At 65.2% G+C, this 21,315-nt stretch carries 13 protein-coding genes; 3 read left to right on the forward strand and 10 right to left on the reverse strand.

The genetic code is table 11. From position 1 onward, the window contains the following. Positions 1 to 10: 10 nt before the first annotated feature. Genes tssM through JYG32_RS12215 form a run of 3 tightly spaced genes read left to right on the forward strand, consistent with a single transcriptional unit; the run spans position 11 to position 5,896 of the window. Positions 11 to 3,955, forward strand: a complete 3,945-nt coding sequence (gene tssM / locus JYG32_RS12205) for a type VI secretion system membrane subunit TssM (RefSeq protein ID WP_174379413.1) — start codon at positions 11 to 13, stop codon at positions 3,953 to 3,955. Then, positions 3,952 to 4,941: a type VI secretion system-associated protein TagF gene (gene tagF / locus JYG32_RS12210; protein WP_174379412.1), complete on the forward strand. Its 990-nt coding sequence runs from the start codon at positions 3,952 to 3,954 to the stop codon at positions 4,939 to 4,941. The genes tssM and tagF overlap by 4 nt, the downstream gene beginning before the upstream one ends. 4 nt (positions 4,942 to 4,945) lie before the next feature. Further along, entirely contained in the window at positions 4,946 to 5,896 is a 951-nt protein-coding gene (locus JYG32_RS12215) for an OmpA family protein (RefSeq protein ID WP_213263678.1), read from the forward strand. Between the two features lie 143 nt (positions 5,897 to 6,039). Here JYG32_RS12215 and JYG32_RS12220 read toward each other — a convergent pair whose 3' ends face one another. The 10 genes from JYG32_RS12220 to tssE all read right to left on the reverse strand — a co-directional run bounded on the left by JYG32_RS12220 (position 6,040) and on the right by tssE (position 21,306). Then, entirely contained in the window at positions 6,040 to 8,331 is a 2,292-nt protein-coding gene (locus JYG32_RS12220; RefSeq protein WP_213263679.1) for a DUF2235 domain-containing protein, read from the reverse strand. Further along, positions 8,324 to 9,160 (reverse strand): hypothetical protein, encoded by an 837-nt coding sequence (locus JYG32_RS12225; protein WP_213265421.1) that lies wholly within the window; start codon positions 9,158 to 9,160, stop codon positions 8,324 to 8,326. Before JYG32_RS12225 ends, JYG32_RS12220 begins: the two co-directional genes overlap by 8 nt. A 248-nt stretch (positions 9,161 to 9,408) precedes the next feature. Beyond that, positions 9,409 to 10,191, reverse strand: coding sequence for a DUF3304 domain-containing protein (locus tag JYG32_RS12230; RefSeq protein ID WP_433960853.1), 783 nt, complete (start codon positions 10,189 to 10,191; stop codon positions 9,409 to 9,411). A gap of 28 nt (positions 10,192 to 10,219) precedes the next feature. After that, complete coding sequence (locus JYG32_RS12235; protein WP_213263681.1) at positions 10,220 to 11,269, reverse strand: DUF4123 domain-containing protein; 1,050 nt, start codon at positions 11,267 to 11,269, stop codon at positions 10,220 to 10,222. Continuing rightward, the gene (locus JYG32_RS12240; protein ID WP_213263682.1) at positions 11,269 to 13,827 is read right to left on the reverse strand and encodes a type VI secretion system Vgr family protein; all 2,559 of its coding nucleotides are present in this window, start codon (positions 13,825 to 13,827) and stop codon (positions 11,269 to 11,271) included. Before JYG32_RS12240 ends, JYG32_RS12235 begins: the two co-directional genes overlap by 1 nt. A gap of 115 nt (positions 13,828 to 13,942) precedes the next feature. Beyond that, positions 13,943 to 15,064 carry a type VI secretion system protein TssA gene (gene tssA, locus JYG32_RS12245; protein WP_213263683.1) on the reverse strand — a complete coding sequence of 374 codons (1,122 nt, stop codon included), beginning with the start codon at positions 15,062 to 15,064 and terminating at the stop codon, positions 13,943 to 13,945. A gap of 67 nt (positions 15,065 to 15,131) precedes the next feature. Continuing rightward, entirely contained in the window at positions 15,132 to 17,801 is a 2,670-nt protein-coding gene (gene tssH, locus JYG32_RS12250) for a type VI secretion system ATPase TssH (RefSeq protein WP_213263684.1), read from the reverse strand. 43 nt (positions 17,802 to 17,844) lie between these two features. Continuing rightward, positions 17,845 to 18,945: a type VI secretion system baseplate subunit TssG gene (gene tssG / locus JYG32_RS12255; RefSeq protein WP_213263685.1), complete on the reverse strand. Its 1,101-nt coding sequence runs from the start codon at positions 18,943 to 18,945 to the stop codon at positions 17,845 to 17,847. Beyond that, positions 18,909 to 20,744 (reverse strand): type VI secretion system baseplate subunit TssF, encoded by a 1,836-nt coding sequence (tssF, locus tag JYG32_RS12260; protein WP_174379403.1) that lies wholly within the window; start codon positions 20,742 to 20,744, stop codon positions 18,909 to 18,911. The genes tssG and tssF overlap by 37 nt, the downstream gene beginning before the upstream one ends. A gap of 76 nt (positions 20,745 to 20,820) precedes the next feature. After that, the gene (gene tssE / locus JYG32_RS12265) at positions 20,821 to 21,306 is read right to left on the reverse strand and encodes a type VI secretion system baseplate subunit TssE (protein ID WP_006477092.1); all 486 of its coding nucleotides are present in this window, start codon (positions 21,304 to 21,306) and stop codon (positions 20,821 to 20,823) included. Between the last annotated feature and the right edge of the window lie 9 nt (positions 21,307 to 21,315).

Here is a 21,315-nt window from a genome sequence, read left to right on the forward strand (position 1 = left end):
TGAACGTCCTATGCAACGCATCCTCAACGTGCTGACTCATCCGCGTACGCTCTCGATCGTCGGGATCGTCGCGCTAGCGGCCATCCTCTTCATCGTCGCCGACATGCTGCAACTGCCGCTCCTGTGGGCGGCGATCGCCTTCGCGGCGATCCTCGCGCTGTGGCTCGTCGCCGCACTGTGGCGCCGCTGGCGCGTGAAGCGCGCGAACCAGCAGCTCGGCCAGGTTCTGGAAGAGCAGGCGGAAACCGGCAAGATCGCCGCGCCGGCTGCCGCCGCGCTCGCGCCCGACGCGAAGACGGCCGATCTCGACGTGCTGCGCACGCGCCTGTCGGACGCGGTGAAGACGATCAAGACGTCGAAGATCGGCCAGGTCTCGGGCGGCTCCGCGCTGTACGAACTGCCGTGGTACATCGTGATCGGCAACCCTGCCGCGGGCAAGAGCAGCGCCGTGCTCAATTCCGGCCTGCAGTTCCCGTTCGCGGACAAGAACAGCGCCGTGATCCACGGCATCGGCGGTACGCGTAACTGCGACTGGTTCTTCACGACCGAAGGGATCCTGCTCGACACGGCCGGCCGCTATTCGGTGCACGAGGAAGACCGCAGCGAGTGGCTCGGCTTCCTCGGCCTGCTCAAGCGCTATCGCCCGAAGGCACCGATCAACGGCATCATCGTCACCGCGAGCATCGCCGAACTCACCGGCAACCGCCCCGAATTCGCGATCAACCTCGCGAAAAACCTCCGCCAGCGCGTTCAGGAGCTGACGGAGAAGCTCGAGGTGTTCGCGCCGGTCTACGTGATGTTCACGAAGGCCGACCTGATCACCGGCTTCACCGAATTCTTCAGCAGCAGCGACAAGCACGAGTACGACCGCGTGTGGGGCGCCACGCTGCCCTACGAGCCCGACGACAAGCGCGACGTCGTCGCGCAGTTCGACACGCACTTCGAGGAACTCTACGAAGGGCTGAAGGAGATCAGCGTCGCGCAGTTGTCGCTGTCGCGCGGCAACCAGCTTTCGCCGGGCCAGTTGAGCTTCCCGCTCGAATTCTCGACGATCAAGCCGTCGCTGCGCGCGTTCCTCGCGACGCTGTTCGAGAACAACCCGTTCCAGTACAAGCCGATCTTCCGCGGCTTCTACTTCACCAGCGCGCTGCAGGAAGGCGAAACCAGCAGCACGGCCGCGCAGCGTATCGCGCAGCGCTTCGGCCTCGACGCGAACGCGCTGCCGAAGCCGCACAGCGCGTTCTCGAAGAACGGTTTCTTCCTGCGCGACCTGTTCTCGAAGGTAATCTTCGCGGACCGCCAGACGGTGCGCCAGTTCGCCAGCCCGACCAAGACGCGGCTGCGCTACGCGACCTTCTTCGGCTTCGTCGCGGCGCTCGCGATCGCGCTCGGCGGCTGGACCTGGTCGACGATCGGCAACCAGCAGCTCGTCTCGAACGTGCAGGCCGACCTCGACAACGTCACGCGCCTGCAGCAGGGCCGCAACGACCTGCAGTCGCGCCTGCAGGCGATGGACATCCTGGAAGACCGGATCGAGCAGCTCGAGCAGTTCCGCCGCGACAAGCCGCTGTCGGTGTCGCTCGGCCTGTACCAGGGCGACCGTCTCGAGCAGCACCTGCTGACCGAGTACTACAACGGCGTGCGCCAGATCCTGCTGGCCCCCGTGTCGCAGAACCTCGCGTCGTTCATGAAGGACGTGAACGCGCACCCCGAACAGCTCGTGCCGATGACGCGCCCGCCCGAGTCGGGCGCCGTGCAGGCCGGCGCGCTGCCGGTCTCGACGAATGCGGCAGGCGCCGCGCCGCAGGCCGGTGCCGTCCTGGCCGCGTCCGGCACAGCGCCGGCCGCCGCGCCGCAACAGCCGGCCGCACCGCAGGGCGGCCTCTACAGCGACGCGTCGCCGACCAACGTGCAGGACGCGTACAACGCACTCAAGACGTACCTGATGCTGTCCGACAAGCGCCACGTCGAGCAGGCGCACCTGACCGACCAGCTCGCCCGCTTCTGGCGCGGCTGGCTCGAGACGAATCGCGGCAACATGCCGCGTGACGAGATGATCAAGAGCGCGGAGCGCATGATCTCGTTCTACCTGTCCCGCGTGAGCGACAACGACTGGCCGATGATCGACGCGAACCTCGCGCTCGTCGACCAGACCCGCGAGAACCTGCGCCGCGTCGTGCGCGGGATGCCGGCCCGCCAGCGCGTCTACGAGGAAATCAAGGCACGCGCATCGACCCGCTTCGCGCCGATGACCATCGCGCGCATCGTCGGCGACGGCAACCAGGGGCTGGTGGCCGGCAGCTACGCGATTCCGGGCACGTTCACGCGCGAAGCGTGGTTCGACTACGTGCAGCCGGCGATCCGCGACGCGGCGACCAAGGAACTGCAGGCGAAGGACTGGGTGCTGAATACGTCGACGCAGGACGACCTGACGCTCGAGGGCAGCCCCGAGCAGATCCAGAAGACGCTGGTCGGCATGTACAAGACCGAATACGCGCAGCACTGGCAGAAGTTCATGCAGGGCATCGCGGTGCAGGGCTTCAGCAGCTTCGGCCAGGCCGTCGACGGGATGAACCGCCTCGGCGACCCGCAGGATTCGCCGATCCGCAAGATCCTCGAGACCGCGTACGACCAGACGTCGTGGGACAACCCGTCGCTCGCGAACGTGGCGATCAAGAAGGCGCAGACGGGCGTCGTGAACTGGGTCAAGCAACTGTTCTCGCGCTCGCAGGCCGGCCAGGTGGCAGCCGCCAACATCGACATCAACGGCAATCCGGCCGAGGTGCCGATGGGTCCGATCGGCCAGGAGTTCATCGGGCTCGCGCGGATCGTCGCGACGCACGACGGCACGTCGATGCTCAAGGGCTACATGGATTCGCTGTCGAAGGTCCGGACCCGCTTCAACGTGATCAAGAACCAGGGCGACCCGGGCCCCGGCGCGCGCCAGCTGATGCAGCAGACGCTCGACGGCAACGGTTCGGAACTCGCCGATTCGCTGAAGCTCGTCGACGAGCAGATGCTGACGGGTCTCACCGATTCGCAACGCAAGTCGCTGCGCCCGCTGCTCGTGCGGCCGCTGATGCAGGCGTTCGCGGTCGTGATCCAGCCGGCCAGCGCCGAAGTCAACAAGGTGTGGAACGCGCAGGTCTACCAGCCGTTCCAGAACTCGCTCGCGACGAAATACCCGTTCGCGGCGAACGCGAAGGTCGAGGCCGGTGCCGGCGAGATCGCGCAGGTGTTCGGCCCGGACGGCTCGATCGCGAAGTTCGTCGGCACGACGCTCGGGCCGCTCGCGGTGCGCCGCGGCGACACGCTCGCCGCCCGCACGTGGGGCGACATGGGCATCGGGCTCACGCCGGACTTCACGAACGGCTTCGCGCGCTGGGTCGCGCCGCTCGCGGGCGGTGCGGCAGGCGGCGCGGCCGCGGCGTCCGAGCCGCAGACCGTGTTCCAGATCCTGCCGCAGCCGAGCACGGGCACGACGGAATACACGATCGCGATCGACGGCCAGCAACTGCGCTACCGCAACACGCCGCCGCAGTGGACCAACTTCGTGTGGCCGAACCCGCAGGGCTCGCCGGGCGCGACGCTGTCCGCGACAACCTTTGACGGCCGCACGGTGCAGCTCGTCAACGAGCCGGGCCGCTACGGTCTCGAGAAGCTGATCAACTCGGCACAACGCAAGCGCCGTCCGGACGGCACCTTCGACCTGACATGGGTGCAGGGCAGCGTGAACGTGTCGGTGACGATGCGCATCATCAGCACGTCGCAACCGACGGGCGGCGGCGGCGACCAGCCGCAGCAGCAGAGCCTGCGCGGCCTGCAGCTGCCGTCGTCGGTCGCCGACGCGAGCGCGGGTGCCGCACAGAACGCGACGCAGTCCGGCACGGGCACGCCGGGCGCAGCGCCGGCCATCGCGGCCGCCAACGCAACGAATGCACAGGGGGCGCAATGACGCAAACCGTACAGGCGCAAATCGCCTACTTCGGCAAGATCCCGTCGCGCGGCGACTTCGTGAAGAGCCCGCACAATCCGCAGCTGCTGCAGACGCTCGATCGCTGGATCGCGCAGGCGCTCGAACTGCTCGCGGAAGATCCGCGCTGGAAGCTCGTCTACGAGGAAGCGAAGCCGATGCATTTCGCGTTCCTCGGCTCGCGCAGCAAGCTCGCGATCGCGGGCCACATGGTCGCGAGCCACGACGTGTCGATGCGCCGCTTCCCGTTCCTCGGCGCAACCGCGCTCGAGGTCGACCGGCCGCTCGCGTTCCTCGCGCGCAGCCCGCTCGCGTTCGCGCGGCTGTGGTCGCGCGTCGCCACGCAGATCCCGCCGCTGCTCGGCAAGGACGAGCCGCCCGGCGCGCTGCAGGCGCTCGGCGACACGCAGGTGCCGATCGACGTCGGCGGCCCGGGCACGTCGCATGACGGTACCTTCAACGATTTCGTCGAACACCAGTCACTGTATGGCCTGCAGCAGATGCTGCTCGAAAGCGGCCACCCCGTGCGGCTGCGCGGCGCGATGCTCGCGCTCGGCTCGCTGCTGCGGCCGGTGATGCAGAGCGGCTCGTCGCACATCGAGCGCGGCCTCACGCTGCCGCTGCCGGTCGATCCGTTCTACCGCAGCCTCGTCGCCGCGTTCTGGCTCGAACTGATCGCGCCGTTCGTCGCGCAGGCCGATTTCGAGCTCGCGATCTTCATCGGCTCGATCGCCGAGCGCGAACGGCTCATCATCGGCTTCAACGGTGCGTCGGCGAAGACGCTGCTGAGCGTTGTCGACCCGCAGACCTACGCCGCCCACAACATCGACATCGACGATCCCGAGTGGATCGACGCCCATGCGCAAAACGATCACCAGATCAGCAAGCTCGTCAGCTACCTCGACCAACCGCAACTCTCGCTGCGCGTCGCCATCGACGCGTTCCGCGAAGCGTTCATCGGAGGCTGACGGGATGCATCGCACGATTCACGTCCGGCGCGCGCGCTTGTCGCCCGCCATCGCCGCCCTGCTCGCCGCCGGCCTCGTTGCGAGCGGCGCGAGCTTCGCGCAGAACACCGGCGCGACCGTCACGCCGGTCGGCAACGGCACGGTCGCGACGACCGCGCTGCCGTCGTCGAACGCGAACCCCGGCGCCGCGCCGGCGACCGCATCCGGCACGGTGGTACGCGGCACGGCCGGCACCATCACGCCGCCGCCCGCGAACGCGGTGCCCGGCCAGGTGGTCGTCGGCGGCAAGGTGCCCGACGAGGCGACCAAGGCCGCCGTGCTGCAGAAGCTGCGCGATACCTACGGCGCGACGAACGTCGTCGACCAGATCGAGGTTGGCGACGTCGCGACGCCGCCGAACTGGAGCGCGAACGTGCAGAAGCTGCTCGGCGCGCAGCTCAAGCAGATCAGCAAGGGGCAGTTGAAGATCAACGGCACGCAGATCGAGATGAAGGGCGAGGTGCACAACGAGGCGCAGCGCCAGCAGCTCGCGAGCGACATGGCGAACACGCTGAACCCGACCTACACGATCAAGAACGGGCTGCGTGTGTCGGCGTCCGAGCAAGGTGTGCTCGACCAGACGCTCGCGAACCGGACGATCGAGTTCGAGACGGGCAGCGCGACGCTGACGCCGCAGGGCCGGTTGATCCTCGACCAGATGGCGGCCGCGCTCTCGAAGATGCAGAACCGCACGGTCGACATCATCGGCCACACCGACAACTCGGGGAACCGGACATCGAACATCGCGCTGAGCCAGGCGCGCGCGGATGCGGTGAAGGGTTACCTGATCACGAAGAGCATTCCGCCGCAGCAGATGACGACGACGGGCGTCGGGCCGGATCAGCCGATCGCGCCGAATGACACGGCGGATGGAAGGGCGCGGAATCGAAGGATCGAGTTCCGGGTGGGGCAGTAAGCGGACGAAGAACCGGCCGCTCCTTCGCGGGGTGGTCGTGCGGACAACGGGCGGCAGCGATGCTGCCGCCCGTTGTCTGTTAACGACCGTCCGCGGAGGCTGTCGTGGCGACAGGTGCGCGTGCCTTCCGACGGTCAACGCCGTCAGTGTGTCGGCGTCGCGCCTCCCTTGTAGCCCCGCACCCACTCCTGGCTCTGCTTGGCCGCCTGGTCGATGCGCGCAGCGGCGAGATCGTCTTTCTTGCGCTGCGCCGCTTCCCTGGCGAAATTGCTCGAGCCGAATTCGTCCTTGTCCCGCGTGCGGAAGTACAGCGACGGCGCAAGCACATGGTCCTGCCAACTCGTCAGCAACGTGTCGTGAACGAGCATGTCGAACAACGCCATCACGTCCGGCGGAAGCGGGTGCTTACCTTCGATCCCCTCCTTCCAGGCCGACACCAGCTCCATCTGGGCTTCGGGCAGCATGAACGCTTCGACTGCGTCCGCGCTCGCCTTGTTGCTGGAATCCCACGAATCCGGCATGTTCCGGATGTGCTCCGCGGATTGCCGCAGGCCGTCCTGATAAGTTGCCTGGCGCAGCTTCTTTGCTGCCTCCTTCTCGAGACGCTCCCATACCGTCGTATAGTCCTTTGGCGCTTCGGCGATCAGCTTTTCGTAGCGCTTCTGTGCCGCATCGCTGGCGGCTTTCATCCCCCGCAGCGTCGCCTGATCGGCCGGGCTGCGGCTGGCCAGCATGCTCATGTTGATGCCCTGCCGCTGCAGCTCCCAGTCGAGCTGCGATTTCGCCGTCTTGCGCTGCAGGTCGGCGTCGGCCATGTTGCGCTTCCAGTCGGCAACCGGATCGGACATCGTGCGACGGAACTCGGGGTCCAGGTAGCGGGCCGCGATCCAGCGCATGAAGACTTTCGAATGCTCCATGAAGTCGACGCCGGGTTTGCGGGGGACGAGGGTGCGATAAGCGTCGACGAGTTGCTTGATGCGGTATTGCTTGCCGCCGCAGTTGATGGGTTGGGCGATCGTGAATCGATCGAACGTATCGTTCTTGAGGAGATAGAGATCCTCCATCGTGTCCATCACCGCACCCGCTTTTAACGCCTCCATCAGCATGTCGCGCAGGGGTACCCGCATTAATTCCGCATTCAGGCCGAGCGAACCATTTGGCGCGCCACCGACGACATCGCAGCTCGTGCCGGGATAGAGAAACTGCTCGCCGCGGGTTTTTTCAAGACTATCGAGACGCTGATAAAAGCGCATTTCATGCGCCGCGCCAAAATGCACGCAGCGTTGAACGCTGGCGGGTATGCCGAGGGGGCGATCCTTGAAGCTAGTTTTGAGCATTCCAAGGTAAGGCACCATGCCAATCAGTTCGCCCGCCTCTTCCGACATGACCGACGAAACGGCATCGAGCAAACCCACAAACTTGATCTGGATCGATACGCCATCGATGGCGAGATCCGTGTCGTCCCTGCGCTTGTATTTCTCCGCTAGGTCGTTGACGAACGCACGCGCGAGCACGCACCCTCGGTCCGCGCCGAACACCGATACCTCGATGGCACGAACTTTCGGCATCCGCTTCTTGACCGCCTTGTACGCGGCCTCGAACTGATCTTTGGCTGCGATCAACCGGGTATCGACGCCCGTTCCGAAAGCTTTGGCCATGACGGAATTGTCACGCACGATCGGCACGTTCTCCATCGCGATGCCGACAAAAAGACTGCGTGCAACCGCCCAGCCCGCCTTCATCGGGGCTCCCTTGACGTTGTTCTTGAAGTCGTTCTTCGCGTTGCGCCACAGCAGCGTTCCGGTAGCCTTGGTTCGCTCCCAGTATCGTTCCGGCGACGCATTCAACACATTCATGACACGTCGCGCCTGAGCGGGAATGTGCTCGATATCCTTCCGAAGATCCTGGAATGCCTTATCGATGGGTCGAAGCGAAAAATCCCCCTCGACGAATCCATCGAATAACTGCTTCTTTACGTCGTCGACACGCTTCTTGACGCCGGCCTGTTTGATCGGCGTATTGACACGCGCGAACGACTCGGCGACCGACTTCGCTCCGCTCAACGCTTTCTTGCCTGCCATCTTGGCCGCAGCTATGCCGGCATTGGCCAACGGATCGGCCTTGGCCGACTCGTTGAGCGGCGTGCCCAATCCTGAATAATAGAAGCGGTACCAGAACTGATTGACCGGCCGACGCGAATCATCGTTATCGCGATGAGCCTCCCACAAGCGACAGATATTCGAGTATTGAGAACTCGCCTTGTCGTCGAGATCGGCATGGCGGCCAAAGGCATCGAAGAAGAATCCCATGCGTATGGTTGCTCCGCATGGCAAGCAATCTCCCTTGGGATACATGGTCGCACTTTGGCGGGCCACCTGCATGTACACGGATGTTGGTGTCGCATCATCCGGATCGAGCTTGATTTTCTCAGCCATGCTGCTTCTCCCCTACTCGCGGCGGCGGCAACAGCCCTGCGGCAACAGCAGGCACCGCCACCGCCTCGAATTTATCGCTTCTGAGTTCGGACGAAACGCTCTTTGGCAGCGCTTGCATCGACTTCGCAAATAAACCCGGCTGACCCACCGCCGTCTGCAAGATATGCTGGACCTCAGGATGCGCATCAAACCGATCGTTGACGAGCAGACCAAAGTACGCGTACTGCTTCAGATCGTCGAGATCAGTCAGCCGGTATTTCAGCCATGCGACCGCAACGACGCGCGCGACGCGACGAAACTGTTGGTCTTCGCGCTCGTCATATCGCTTGTCCAGTTGTGATTGGTACTGCTTCATCCACCTCACGACATCGACAATCGGCAGGCGAGCATCGTCAAGCAACTGGCCGGGAAATTGAAACTCGACATGCTGGTCCGGGAAGAAATGCACTTCGAGAATTCGGGAACCCACCTCGTCGGGCAACTGGGACTGCGGCATCGACACTTTCGTCTCGCCGTGGAACATCTGCTTGTCCCCTTTGTGCCATTGGTCGACATCGTAGTAGTTCCACTTGACGACAAATTCCGTGCCCTTGAGCTTGTAGCAACATTTCACGCTACCGCTCCCCGCTCCCGGTGGGTCGTCGCCGCCTCCGCTCGCCTTGTTTCCAAATGCATCGGTAATGGTGAAGCCACTCATGTTGTACGGCAGATAATTCCGGCCAATGACGGAAATCCCGCTGTATGTCGGTTCCGACTTACCACACGCCGCCACGGCCACCAGTAACAGACATGCCGCCAAAACACGGTCGATCAAGCGAAACAATCTCATTTCTCTACGCATTGAAGGTTTTCCTCTGAGGGGCATCTCGTTCGCCCTGCTGCTGTGGGCAGGTTGCGATTGTCAGCATGCACGCCATACCAGACACCGTGGGCACTGCTGCCTGCACTTCACCTCTCAGGCACCGATGCGACGCCACTACGTATGTCAAATCGGCCATGCTTACCCGCTTGCCGACATAGAACCGGCATGCCATGCTGATTGTCGCTCGAACGTCTGTCCGTTCGAGCCCTGACATCTCAGCCATGCTGCTCTCCCTCCATACGTGGCGGCGGTATCAGGCCATCAGGAATCGTCGGCACCACCACCGGCTCAAACCTGTTGCTCATCAACGCAGAAAGTACATTCTTCGATAGCGATTGCATAACCTTTGCAAACATCCCCGGCTGACCGGCGGCCGTTTGCAAAATACGCTGGACATCAGGATGCGTATCGAACCGATCGTTGACGAGCAGATCAAAGTACGCGTACTGCTTCAGATCATCGAGATCGGTCAATCGGTATTTCAGCCATGCTGAAGCAATAATGCGAGTGATGCGACGAAACTGCTGGTCCTCCCGTTCGTCGTATCGCTCGCTTAACCACTCCTGATAGTGACTGGACATCCAGCGCGACACATCGATCATCGGAATACGCGACTCATCAAACAGCGCGCCAGGAAACTGGAGCTCGATGTGACGATCCGGATAGAAGTGAACTTCGAGAATTCGATCGCCGACCTTCTCCGGAACCTGCGACGGAGACATCGTAGCCTTTGCCTCGACGTGAAACATTTCCTCATTACCTTTGTGCCACTGGTCAACGTCGACATAGTTCCATTTGACCGTGAACTCGGTACCTTGGAGCTTGTAGCAACAAGTCACTCCCCCTCCGCCACCCGGCAAGCTATTCCCTCCACCCGCCTTGTTTCCGTAAGCATCGCTAATCGTAAATCCATCCAGGTTGTACGGCAGATAGTTGTGAGCGATCACCGAAATCCCGCTATACACCGGCTCCGATTTCCCGCACGCGCTCAAGGCCATCGCAACCAGGCCCACCGCCAGCACCGACCTACGCCACGCCACCGCGCGCCTCCAGCAATTCCCGCTCATGCGCATCGCGAATCGCATCCCACGTCGCATCGTCGATCGCCATCAGCGCCGTATCGACGCCGGTTTCCCCGCGTGACGCCGCTTCGAGGCTCGCCTTGACCGCCGGATGCTCGTCGAACTTCGGCGCGACCTGCATGCCCATCACCACGTAGCACAGCAGCTCCGCTTCGCCGGTGATCCCGTGCCCTGCCGCGCGATCGAGTTGCTCGACAACCTGCTCGTACAGCCCGCCATCGGACAGGTGATCGACCGCCGCCGCCATCGTCTCGCGAAACTTCAGCACGAGCTTGTCCGGATAGCCGAGTTCGATCAACTGCGCATGCTGCTTCTCGCTCAAGCCCTGCACATCGCCTGCCTGCGCGGCCCCGGCAGACGCCGGCGCATCGTTGCGCCACACGACCTCCTCGAGCCGCCGATTGCGATAGCGGATCTCGCCGAACGGCGCAACGAACTGCTGCGCCTGCGTATCGCTCCACACCAGACGGAGCCGTCCGAATACGTGATTGTCGAAGAAGAACAGGTAATACGCGCGACCGTTCGGCAGCGCGTACTTCACATATCTGCGCAGATGCGCGTCGAGCGCATCGAACGACCACGTCGACCACAGCCACGTCACCGCATGCAGATCGACCGCGTCCAGCCACAGCTGGCGCAGCAGCCGATGTTGCTCGCCCTCCTCGTCGTCGAGTGCCTGGCGGTCGAAGGCAATCAGGTACGGTGCGATATCCGTATAAGCGTCGAGACCGGTATCCGTCCAGAGCGACGCGTAGCGCAGGCCGTGCACCGTCACGAGCTGCGTATCCAGCTCCTGATAACCGCGCGTATCGACGATCGCGTACAGTCGCATCGGCCGGCCCGCGGCGGTCTCGCCCCTCAGCGACGCCTTCAGCGCCTCCAGAAATACCGGCCATTCCGGCTCGCGCGGTTTCGGCGCGGCGTCGACGGCCTCGCTCACGTCGACTGCATCGCTCCCGTCGCCCACGTTGCCGATGTTGCTCACGTCACCCATCAATCGGCCTCGACCATCGATTCGCGCCCGCTATGCGCATTCAGCACGCATTGCTTGCACGTGCCGCCCGGCATGGCGGGCAGCGGATACGGCATGCTCGTCGGGCCGCTGAATGCGTGCTGGGCACCCTTGATATCGATCTTCCCTGGCGCGTGAATCTCGATGTTGCCACCCTTGATCCGTACGTACGCGCCGCCCGAGGTCAGCAGGATCTCCTGTTTGGCGGCCACGTCGACGTTCTCGGTCGACGACACGATCTTGACGACCTTCTGCGCGGTCAACTCGATACTGTCCGAATGCGCCTGAATCTCGACCTTGCCCTTGCCCGCGAACAGCTTCATCCCGGCGTTCTGGGCAAACAGGCTGATGCGATCCCGGATACCGGCGACCAACGACTTCCCGCTGGTAATGAACGTACTTTGACCGCTGACGATGTTGGCCTGCTGATCGCCCGATACGTGCACCGACTGCTGCGACGCCAACCCGATCCCCGCCGGACTCGCGAACAACATCACTGGTTCCTTGAACGCATTCGCGCTGCCCGTCCCGCCACCAGCGGTCCTGCCGCCCGACGACGCACCCGCCACGCCGTTCTTCGTGGCGTCGGTGAATTGCTTCAGCGCATCGTGTCCGGTACCGAGGCTTTCGGCCTGATGCATTTCACTGACCTGCGACATCGACTCGAGCAGCCCGTCGGCATTGGCGAGTTGCTGCTGCGCTTCGCTCACATCGAGCGGCTGGCTGTTTGCCTGCTTCGGATGCGTCGTCACGTACAGCCCCTGCCTGGCGCGCACGGCGCCATACGCATCCGTGCGCAGATCGAAACCCGAGCCGAGATACGCGCCGCGCGTGTTGCCGCTCTGTTCGATCAGATAGCCGAGATGCAGCAGCGAATTCGCGCTGCTGCTGAACAGGCGCGCGCGGTTCTGCCCCGTCGCGTCGTCGAGCACCATCTCGTTGTGACCCGATCCCGAATACTCCTTCGAACGAAAGCCCGACAGGATTCCGTCGCTATGCCACTGCGGCTTGGCGGCCCCGTTGTAGACGCGATGCATCACGATCGGCCGGTCGCAATCCCCGCCGATATAGCCGATCATCACCTCCTCGCCGATCCGCGGAATGTGGACGCCGCCGTATCCACCGCCGGTATCCGACTGCACGACGCGCACCCAGCACGACGCGTTTTCGCGACCTTCGCTCTGCCGGTCCCAGACGAACATGACCTTGATCCGGTTCAGTTCGTCCGTATAAACCTCCTCGCCCTTCGGCCCGACGACGACGGCCGTTTCGAGCTGCATCGCGGGTTTCCGGTGCTCGAACGGGCTGCGATACGGCACGGCCGCGCGCTGCGCTTCGACTTCGACGAAATAGAACCCGGCCGAACCGTCGTCATGCCCGACTTCGAATGCGGCCGCCTCACCGTGGCCGGCTTTCGCCTGTGCCAGCCGATCCTGCAGGCTGTGCGGAAAATTCGCTTCGTGGTCCGAGATCGGCAGGTTGTTCTCGATGTACCGCGACACCTTCAATGCCGCGAATTCCCGGTCTTGCGCCGCATCGCGGTCGTGCTCGGGGTGATCCGCCAGCGTGAAGCGCCGCCCGGCGTCGATCCCGCGCACGCCGCCCACGCCGAAGAAGCGCTTCGCGCGCGATTCCCATTCCTCCAGGCGAATCTTCGACAGATGTTCGCCGCGATCCTGGCCCGCGTACGTATACGCGCCGGTGTACTCGTAGATTTCCGTCTGGTTCGGCAGATCGCCCTGGCCGGCTTTCGTCGGCAACGCCGTGCCGTTCGGATTGGCCGCCGAGGACGGCGACTTGTAATCGAACGTGCGTGTGGTGTGCAGCGAACTCTGCAAGGTCCGCGATGCGGCCCATTGCGTCAAGCCGGCGGTTTCGCTCCCCGTTCCCGAGCGGTCGAACCTGACAAGATTCGGCGATAGTTCGTCGACCGCGTGCAGGTCGTCGGTAATGACGAGCGTGTGCGCGCTGCCGTCCTCGCTATGTCGCCAGAAACCGAACAGCCCTTCGTCTTCCATCAGGCGATGCACGAAATTCCAGTCGGTTTCGCTCTGGCGACAGTAGGACCGCGACGGCAGCGGCTTCGACAATGCGAACTGATACCGCCCCTTGGCCTGCGGATGCGCGTCGAACACATCGGCGAGGATCGTATCGACACTCTGGTCCTGCCAGTACCGCATGTCGCTGCGGAACTTGAGGAAGTGCATCCATGACGCGAAAGTCAGCTGATAGCTCGACAGGCTGCCGTCCGCGCCGAGCCTGCGTGCCGTATGGATATAGCCGTTGATCGGCAGATACGACTGATTCGCCTGCTGGATCCACAGCGTCATCGGCTTCGCGATCAGCGTCTTGAGCTCGATGTCGCTCGCGGTGGAAACGAGATCGAGCGTGACGCTGAAATCGCGCCCCAGTTCGGAATGGGTCACGGCCCGACACGGCACGAGTGCATTGTTCGGCAACGACGGAATGTCCGTCTTCAGCAGACGATCCTGCTGAATCAGGCCACCGCGAATCGCCTGTGCGAGTTCGGTCACGTTCATGCGTCATCCGTCTTCTTGTTTACCGCGATCCCGCCTGGGGCCCGCGCTCTCAGGAAACAGCCTTTCTCTCACGGCACCTCGGACACCTCCGAGTAACCTCGGCCCGACACGGTCATTACGACTGCTCGTCCGGCCGCACCCCCAGCAGCTCGCGAATATGCGACAGCGAGCCGTCGTCCTTGACGACGCTCTCGAGCCACTTGTGCAGCGGCATGTCGGCCCATTCGGCGGCCTTGTCGGCGAGGTACGCGACCGGGCTGTGCGGCTCGGTCTGGCGGAAATAACGCGCGACCGCACGCAACTGGTCGACGGCCTGCGCGCGGTTCTGGATGCCGGCGATCATCTGCGTCACCGGAGGACGCGGAGCGGTCTGCGACTGCACGTGAGTCTCCTCGGTCTGAATCGGATTGCCGAACACCGGCTCGATGCGCTCGGGCTGCGCCTGCGGCGCCGACTGCGTGTGCGGCGCGCTGCCCGTATAGCCTTGCTCGCGCGCAAAGCGCTCGGCGAGCCGGTACACGGTCTCGAACGCGTCGCGTGCCTGCCGGAAGCTCGGCGCCGAATCGCCCGCGCGCTCGACGAGCCGCTCCTCGAACGCGTCGAGCGCGAATTCGAATGCCTTCAGGTTCGCCAGCAGCGCCGTGTAGAACGCGATCGACGTCACGCGCCGCGACGCATCGATCTGGTCGATCGACGGCTTGCCGCGCGCGATGTCGTCCGCGTGTTCGGGGTCGCGCTTGATGGACTGCGCGACGTGCTGCGCCACTTCCCAGTCGAGCGTGCTGAACGCGTTCGACGCGCCGTCCGTCATCGGCACCGCGCGCAGCAGCTCGGCCGTGCGGCCGGACAGCCATGCGACGTTGCCGAGCCGGTGCTCGGTGTCGTCGTCCTCGGGCAGCGGGTGCACGGTGTCCCAGAAGTCGCGGCACAGGCCCTCGAGCAGCGCATAGCCTTCGGTGAGGCCGGTGATGCCGTCTTCGAGCGCGAGCGCCTCGGTCAGCCACACGGCGAGCCGCAGGTCTTTCGTGCGCGTGCGCAGCAGCTCGCCCGTATGGTCGACGACGAAGCCCCAGTCGGCCTCCTTGATCTCGGTCACCCATTCGCCCTGGTCGAGCGTCGGATCGTCGTAGCGCCGCGCGTCCTGAATCGCGTCGAATTCGTTCGAAAACAGCAGGTCGTCGCCGCTGGGCGACGCATCGCTGATCGGCGTCAGCAGCTCGGGGAGATTGATCGGCATGGTTCAGTGAATCCGTTGATGCATCAGATGTCGCGCGCGGGGCTCGTTCGACCGCTCGTTCGACCGCTCATTCGACCGTGTAGGCGAATTCGCCGGCCTCGTCCGCGCGCACCGCGATGCGCGCGATGGCCGCGCCGTCGGCGATCCGGCCGAGCACGTGGCCCGCGATCTCCGGCAGCAGCGTGCCGTTCAGGATATGGTCGACGTTGCGGGCACCCGAGTCGACCTCGGTGCAGCGCGCGAGCACCGCATCGACGAGCGATTCGTCCCATTCAAACGCCGCCTTGTGGTTCGCCTCGATCCGGCGACGGATCCGCTCGAGCTTCAGCTCGATGATCTCGGCCAGCACGTCGTCGGAAATCGGGTAGTACGGCACGACCTTCATCCGCCCGAGGAACGCGGGCTTGAAGGTCTTGTACAGCTGCGGGCGCAGCGTCTCGGCGAGCGCGTCCGGATCGGGCAGTTCCTCAGCCGGCTTGTTCAGGCACGCCTGCATCACCGCGGTCGAACCGACGTTCGACGTCAGGATGATCAGCGTGTTGCGGAAATCGATCTCGCGCCCTTCCGCGTCGTCCATCGTGCCCTTGTCGAACACCTGGAAGAACATCTCGAGCACGTCGGGGTGCGCCTTCTCGACCTCGTCGAGCAGCACGACGGAATACGGGTTGCGGCGCACGGCCTCGGTCAGCACGCCGCCCTCGCCGTAGCCGACATAGCCGGGCGGCGAGCCCTTCAGGCCCGACACGCTGTGCGCCTCCTGGTACTCGCTCATGTTGATCGTGACCATCTTGCGCTCGCCGCCGTACAGGATGTCGGCCAGCGCGAGCGCCGTCTCGGTCTTGCCGACGCCCGACGGCCCGACGAACATGAACACGCCGCGCGGCTTGTTCGGATCCTCGAGGTTCGCGGTCGCGGTGCGCACGCGCTGCGCGATCGCGTCGAGCGCGTGGTCCTGACCGATCACGCGCGCGGTGAGCAGCGGCTGCAGGTTCAGCACGGTGTCGATCTCGTCCTTCACCATCCGGCCGAGCGGAATGCCCGTCCACGCGGCGACGATCTCGGCGACGACGTGGCCGTCGACCTGCAGCGGCACCATCAGCTCGCCGCCCTGCAGCGCGTGCAGCGCCGCGACGCGTTCGGCGAGTTTGTCGCGCGTCGCCTGCACGTCGACCGGCGGGCCGTCCTCGGACGGGCCGCGCGCCTTGTCGAGCGTTTCGCGCAATTCGGTGATCTCGGCGACGATCGCGCGCTCGGCTTCATAGCGCGCTTCATCCTTCGCGAGTTGCTCCAGCGCCGTGTCGCGCGCGCCGCACAGCTCGCCGAGCCGCTCGTCGTGCGACGCGCCGCCCGCTGCCTCGCGTTCCAGCGATGCGATTTCCGCGTCGATCCGCTCGATGCGCTTCTTCGTGTCGTCGATCGCGGCCGGCGTCGCGCTGTGTGCGAGCGCGACCTTCGCGCACGCGGTGTCGAGCACGCTGATCGCCTTGTCGGGAAGCTGGCGACCGCTGATGTAGCGGTGCGACAGGCGCACGGCCTCGATGATCGCATCGTCGAGGATCCGCACGTTGAAGTGCTTCTCCATCAGGCCCGACATGCCGCGCAGCATCGCGGCCGCGAGCGGCTCGCTCGGCTCCTCGACCTTCACGACCTGGAAGCGCCGCGCGAGCGCCGCGTCCTTCTCGAAGTACTTCTTGTATTCGCTCCACGTCGTCGCGGCGATCGTGCGCAGCTCGCCGCGCGCGAGCGCCGGCTTCAGCAGGTTCGCCGCATCGTTCTGGCCGGCCTGGCCGCCCGCGCCGATGATCGTGTGCGCCTCGTCGATGAACAGGATGATCGGATGCGCGCTCTTCTTCACCTCGTCGATCACGCTCTTCAGCCGGTTCTCGAACTCGCCCTTCACGCTCGCGCCGGCCTGCAGCAGCCCCATGTCGAGCACGTGCAGCGCGACGCCGGAGAGCGGCGGCGGCACGTCGTCGACCGCGATTCGCAGTGCAAGCCCCTCGACGACCGCGGTTTTACCGACGCCGGCCTCGCCGGTCATGATCGGGTTGTTCTGGCGGCGGCGCATCAAGATATCGATCGCCTGGCGGATCTCGGCTTCGCGGCCGATCACCGGATCGATCTTGCCGTCGCGCGCGCGCTGCGTGAGGTTGGTCGTGTACGTGTCGAGCGCGGGCGTCTTCGACGGGCCGGCCGCGGGCACCGCACCGTCGGCGCCCGGCGCCACGCCGCCGTCGTCGGTATCGGCCTGGCGCGGCTCGGCTTCGCTCGACCCGGCCACGATCTCGTCGAACTTGTGCTTCAGGTCCGTCACGTTCACTTCCGCGAACTGCGACGACATCCGCTGCGCGAACTGCGCGAGATCCGGCGCGGTCAGCAGCGCAAGCAGCAGGTGCCCCGAACGGATGCGGCCGAGCTGCGAATCGAGCGATGCGATCAGCCACGCCTGTTCGAACAGCGCGATCAGGTGCACCGAAAACACCGGCGTGCGCGTATTGCCGGTCTTCAGGCGCGTCAACTCGCGCTCCAGATCGGCGCGCAGCGCATGCGGATCGACGCGGCTCGCGCGCAGCGCGAGCGGCAGGTCGCCCGCCGGCTCCTCGAGCAACGCGAGGAACAGGTGCTCCAGATCGACCTCGTAGTGGCCGCGCGCCAGGCACGCGCTCGCCGCGCGCTCGGCCGCGTGCCGGCACAGCGGGTTCAGTTTCGTGATCAGGGTCTTCAGAGGCGTGCTCATGGCGTCGATCTCAGGTTCGATTGCGTGTTGTTGTCGTTCGGAATCAGTGAATCACGTGCAGTTCGTAGCAGGCGTCCGAGCGATCCTCGATCGCGTCGCGCGTGCAGAGGAATGCGTCCCAGCCGAGCCGCGAGCCCGCGCCGAGCACGCTCGCGCCGACCTCCGTGCGCTTGAGCACCAGCTTCACCTCGTACTCGAGCGTGACGCCGGCGAGCAGCGTCAGCATCCGTTCGAGCGCGACGGCCTGCGCACCGCCGGGCAGGAACGCCTCGTAGTCGCGCTTGGACAGCGGGCCGACGACGATCCGCGCGCGCATGTCGCGCTGCCATACGCGTTCGCCGACGAGCGCCGTCGCGCCAAGCACCGCGTTGACCTCCCCGAGTACGCTCAACTGGTCGGGCGGCACGTCGTACCACTTGCCGACGAACTGGTCGATCTTCACCGGCACGCGGAAATAGTCGGACAGCGTGCGCTGCAGGTAGGCGGCCGACATCGGCCGGTGCCGCGCGGCCAGCGCGTAGCCGGCAACGGCTTCGTCGAGCACGCCGCCCGCACCGGCCGCGAGGCTGTCGCGCACCTCGTCGCTCGGCACGCCCGCGATCGCGAGCAGCAGCGGCAAATAGCGCTCGTCGCGGTCGAGCTCGTAATGGAACGGCAGCCGGTATTTCTTCCACGCCGCATAGAACAGCGCGGTCGCGCGATTCGAGAACACGTCGAAGAACGCGCGCGCCGCGTGGTCGCGCTTCAGGTGCTCGCGCGCGACGATCTGCTCGGTGTAGTGCAGCGGCAGCGCGCCCTGCCCGCCGAGCAGCCCGAAGAATGCGGGCGTCAGCTGGACGTGGCCGAGCTCGCCGGCCGCGAGTGCGGCGCCGCGCTGCTCGCGCGAGTCGAGCGGCGTGCCGCCGTCGTCGAACGAGCGCGCGCCTTCGATCTCGCTCGGCGGAAAGCCGAGCGACAGCGTGTTGCGGAATTCGATGCGTTGCGCGACGACGTCGCCCTGCCGCCATGCGCCGGGCGCATCCGACGCCTGCCGCGCGAACAGCCCTTCGAGCACGCGCACGGCCTGGAAGAACTCGAAGCGGTGCGGCTCGTCGAGCAGTGCGTCGACTACGCCAGGATCGATTCGCCGGTCCGGGGCTTGCATCGGATGATCTCCTCGCCGGTGCGCTTCGACACGACGACTAGTTGAACGAAACTGTTGAGGTGGACATAGAGCCCGAAGAAGCTGTCGAGCACACGCACGAACGACGCGAGGCTCGCCCCGACGAAGTGCTCCTCGTCGATCGTCACGCGCACCTCGATGCCGCGTACGAAGGTCGCGAACGGCTTGCCGGGCAGCCACTGCACGGCGCCGCGCTGCTCGATGCCGGCCAGGCCGTCGATCTGGCGCATCGACACCGCGGTGCGCCGCAGGTCGTACAGCGTCAGCATTTCCTTCAGCGGCGCGAGGCCGTGCGCGACCAGCGACACGTGATTGAGCGCGAGGTGCGACACGAGCCGCCAGTGCGCGGCACGGCCGCGCTCGAAGCGCACGCTCTGCGTCGGGCGGCGCAGCAATGAGATGCCGCTGGTCTGCGCACCGCCTTCCTGGAACAGGTCGCCGCCCTCGAGGCCGAACGCGAGCATCGCCGGCAGGTCGCGGTTCGTGCAGGTGAGGTCGAGGCTCAGCGTGTCGGTCTGCGGCGACGTCGGCTCGAAATCGATGTCGACGATCGAGATCTCGGTTTCGTAACCGGGGCTCTTCTGCGCGACCCAGTCGTTGCGGCGCGCGAACCAGTAGTGACCGATCCGCGCCGATTCGCCGTGATGCAGCGAATAGAACGGCCGGAACTCGATCACCGATTCTTCATGCGCCTGCTGCCTGACGAGCTTCACCGAGTCGATCGAGTACACCTCGTACGCGAACGCGCGCCGCGCCTCGGCGATCACCGGGTAGGACACGGCGCGGTGCGTGATGCGGATCGGCTCGCCGTGTTGGCGGAACAGGTTGACGATCGGCGTGCAGAACAGCCGGAAGTGGCTCGCCGTCAGCAGCTCGAGCAGCCTCGCGACGTGCGAATCGCTGCGCACGTCCTGCAGCACGAGATGCAGCGTCGCGCGCTGGCAGCGGCCCGACGCGCGCGCGATCGCCGCAAGATCGAAATCGACGAAATCGAACTTGTCGGGGAACGCGAAGTATTCGGTGAGCAGGCGATACGCGGGATGCGATTTCGCCGGGTAATCGATCAGCGCGTCGTCTTCGTCGAAGCCGGCCTGCGCGATCGGCAGCTTGCGCAGCGGGGTCCAGCGGCCGTTGCGTTCGGGCTCGACATACGCACCGAGCACGTTGACGAACAGGCAGTCGGTCAGCGCGGCGACGAACGACTGCTCGCCGTGCAGGTGCGCGCGCAGCGTCGGCACCTTCAGCGCGCCGAGATCGAGCTGCGCGGCGAGCGATTCGAACGTGATCGAGATCACGCCCGTCGCGTTCGACGGCAGCACCGTCGCGCTCGGCGCGAGCGCGACCGGCGTGTAACGGGCTTCCGAGATGCGGATCGGCGCGAGCGTCACGTCGTAGGCGGTGCGGAACCGGCACTGCACGCCGCGGATCGGGCGGCTCTTCAGCTCGGTGCCGCGGTCGATCACGACCGGTTCGGTCTGCTGGCCGGGCGACGCCGGCGTGAACTGCGCGATCGAGCACGACGGGAACGGCCGCAGGTAGTGCGGATACAGCACTTCCAGCAGCGCTTCGGTGAATTCGGGGTAGTCGTCGTCGAGCTTCTTGTTGATGCGCGCGCCGAGCAGCGCGAACGACTCGATCATCCGCTCGACGTGCGGATCCTCGCAATGCTCGCCGGACAACGCGAGCCGCGCCGCGATCTTCGGATAGCGTTCGGCGAAATCTCGCGAATAGCGCCGCAAAAACGATAATTCGCGCTCGTAATACGGCAGCAATTCTTCCATCGACGACCCCGAACCTCAATATTTCCTGCCGGACCTGATCAACCACCGGGCGGTCCGGCCCGCTCGGCGGCTTGATTTACTGCATTCTCGCGGCGCGTGCGCGCGTGACCGAATACTGCAGCGTCGACGGCTGCAGCATCGCGTCGAAGCTCACCGGCTCCTCGGCCGGGTGCACGACGAGCAGCGCCTGGATCGCGAAGTAGAGCGCGTTGGTCGCCTGCTCGTTCAGCTCGAACGTCACTTGTACTTGCTGCAGGCGCGGCTCATGGCGCGCGATGGCCTGCTGGATCGACTTGCAGATGAACGCGCGGTCGTAGTGACTCGCGAGGCTCAGCCCCGCGAAATCGTTCAGCCCGTAGGTCAGCACCGATTTCTGGCATTCCGGCAGCGCGGCCAGCTCGTTCTCGGTGTGCGCGATACGGGTGTTGAGGATCGCCTCGACGTCGCGGGCGACCGTGTTCTTGAGCTCGTCCAGCGACAATTGCCGCATCGCTGCCGAGGCCGGCAGGTGCGGTTCGTCGTCGAACAGCTTGTCGAGAAAACTGGGTTCGAATCGTTTCATTGGCCGGCA

The sequence above is a fragment of the Burkholderia pyrrocinia genome, from assembly GCF_018417535.1.
In the GTDB taxonomy this organism is placed as follows: domain Bacteria; phylum Pseudomonadota; class Gammaproteobacteria; order Burkholderiales; family Burkholderiaceae; genus Burkholderia; species Burkholderia pyrrocinia_E.

Bases quoted from the DNA above. Each gene is read 5' to 3' on its own strand.
- tagF (WP_174379412.1), top strand. From the start codon at position 3,952: ATGACGCAAACCGTACAGGCGCAAATCGCCTACTTCGGCAAGATCCCG.
- JYG32_RS12215 (WP_213263678.1), top strand. From the start codon at position 4,946: ATGCATCGCACGATTCACGTCCGGCGCGCGCGCTTGTCGCCCGCCATC.
- JYG32_RS12230 (WP_433960853.1), bottom strand. From the start codon at position 10,191: ATGGCCTTGAGCGCGTGCGGGAAATCGGAGCCGGTGTATAGCGGGATT.
- JYG32_RS12240 (WP_213263682.1), bottom strand. From the start codon at position 13,827: ATGAACGTGACCGAACTCGCACAGGCGATTCGCGGTGGCCTGATTCAG.
- tssM (WP_174379413.1), top strand. From the start codon at position 11: ATGCAACGCATCCTCAACGTGCTGACTCATCCGCGTACGCTCTCGATC.
- JYG32_RS12220 (WP_213263679.1), bottom strand. From the start codon at position 8,331: ATGGCTGAGAAAATCAAGCTCGATCCGGATGATGCGACACCAACATCC.
- JYG32_RS12225 (WP_213265421.1), bottom strand. From the start codon at position 9,160: ATGAGATTGTTTCGCTTGATCGACCGTGTTTTGGCGGCATGTCTGTTA.
- tssE (WP_006477092.1), bottom strand. From the start codon at position 21,306: ATGAAACGATTCGAACCCAGTTTTCTCGACAAGCTGTTCGACGACGAA.
- JYG32_RS12235 (WP_213263681.1), bottom strand. From the start codon at position 11,269: ATGGGTGACGTGAGCAACATCGGCAACGTGGGCGACGGGAGCGATGCA.
- tssF (WP_174379403.1), bottom strand. From the start codon at position 20,744: ATGGAAGAATTGCTGCCGTATTACGAGCGCGAATTATCGTTTTTGCGG.
- tssH (WP_213263684.1), bottom strand. From the start codon at position 17,801: ATGAGCACGCCTCTGAAGACCCTGATCACGAAACTGAACCCGCTGTGC.
- tssA (WP_213263683.1), bottom strand. From the start codon at position 15,064: ATGCCGATCAATCTCCCCGAGCTGCTGACGCCGATCAGCGATGCGTCG.
- tssG (WP_213263685.1), bottom strand. From the start codon at position 18,945: ATGCAAGCCCCGGACCGGCGAATCGATCCTGGCGTAGTCGACGCACTG.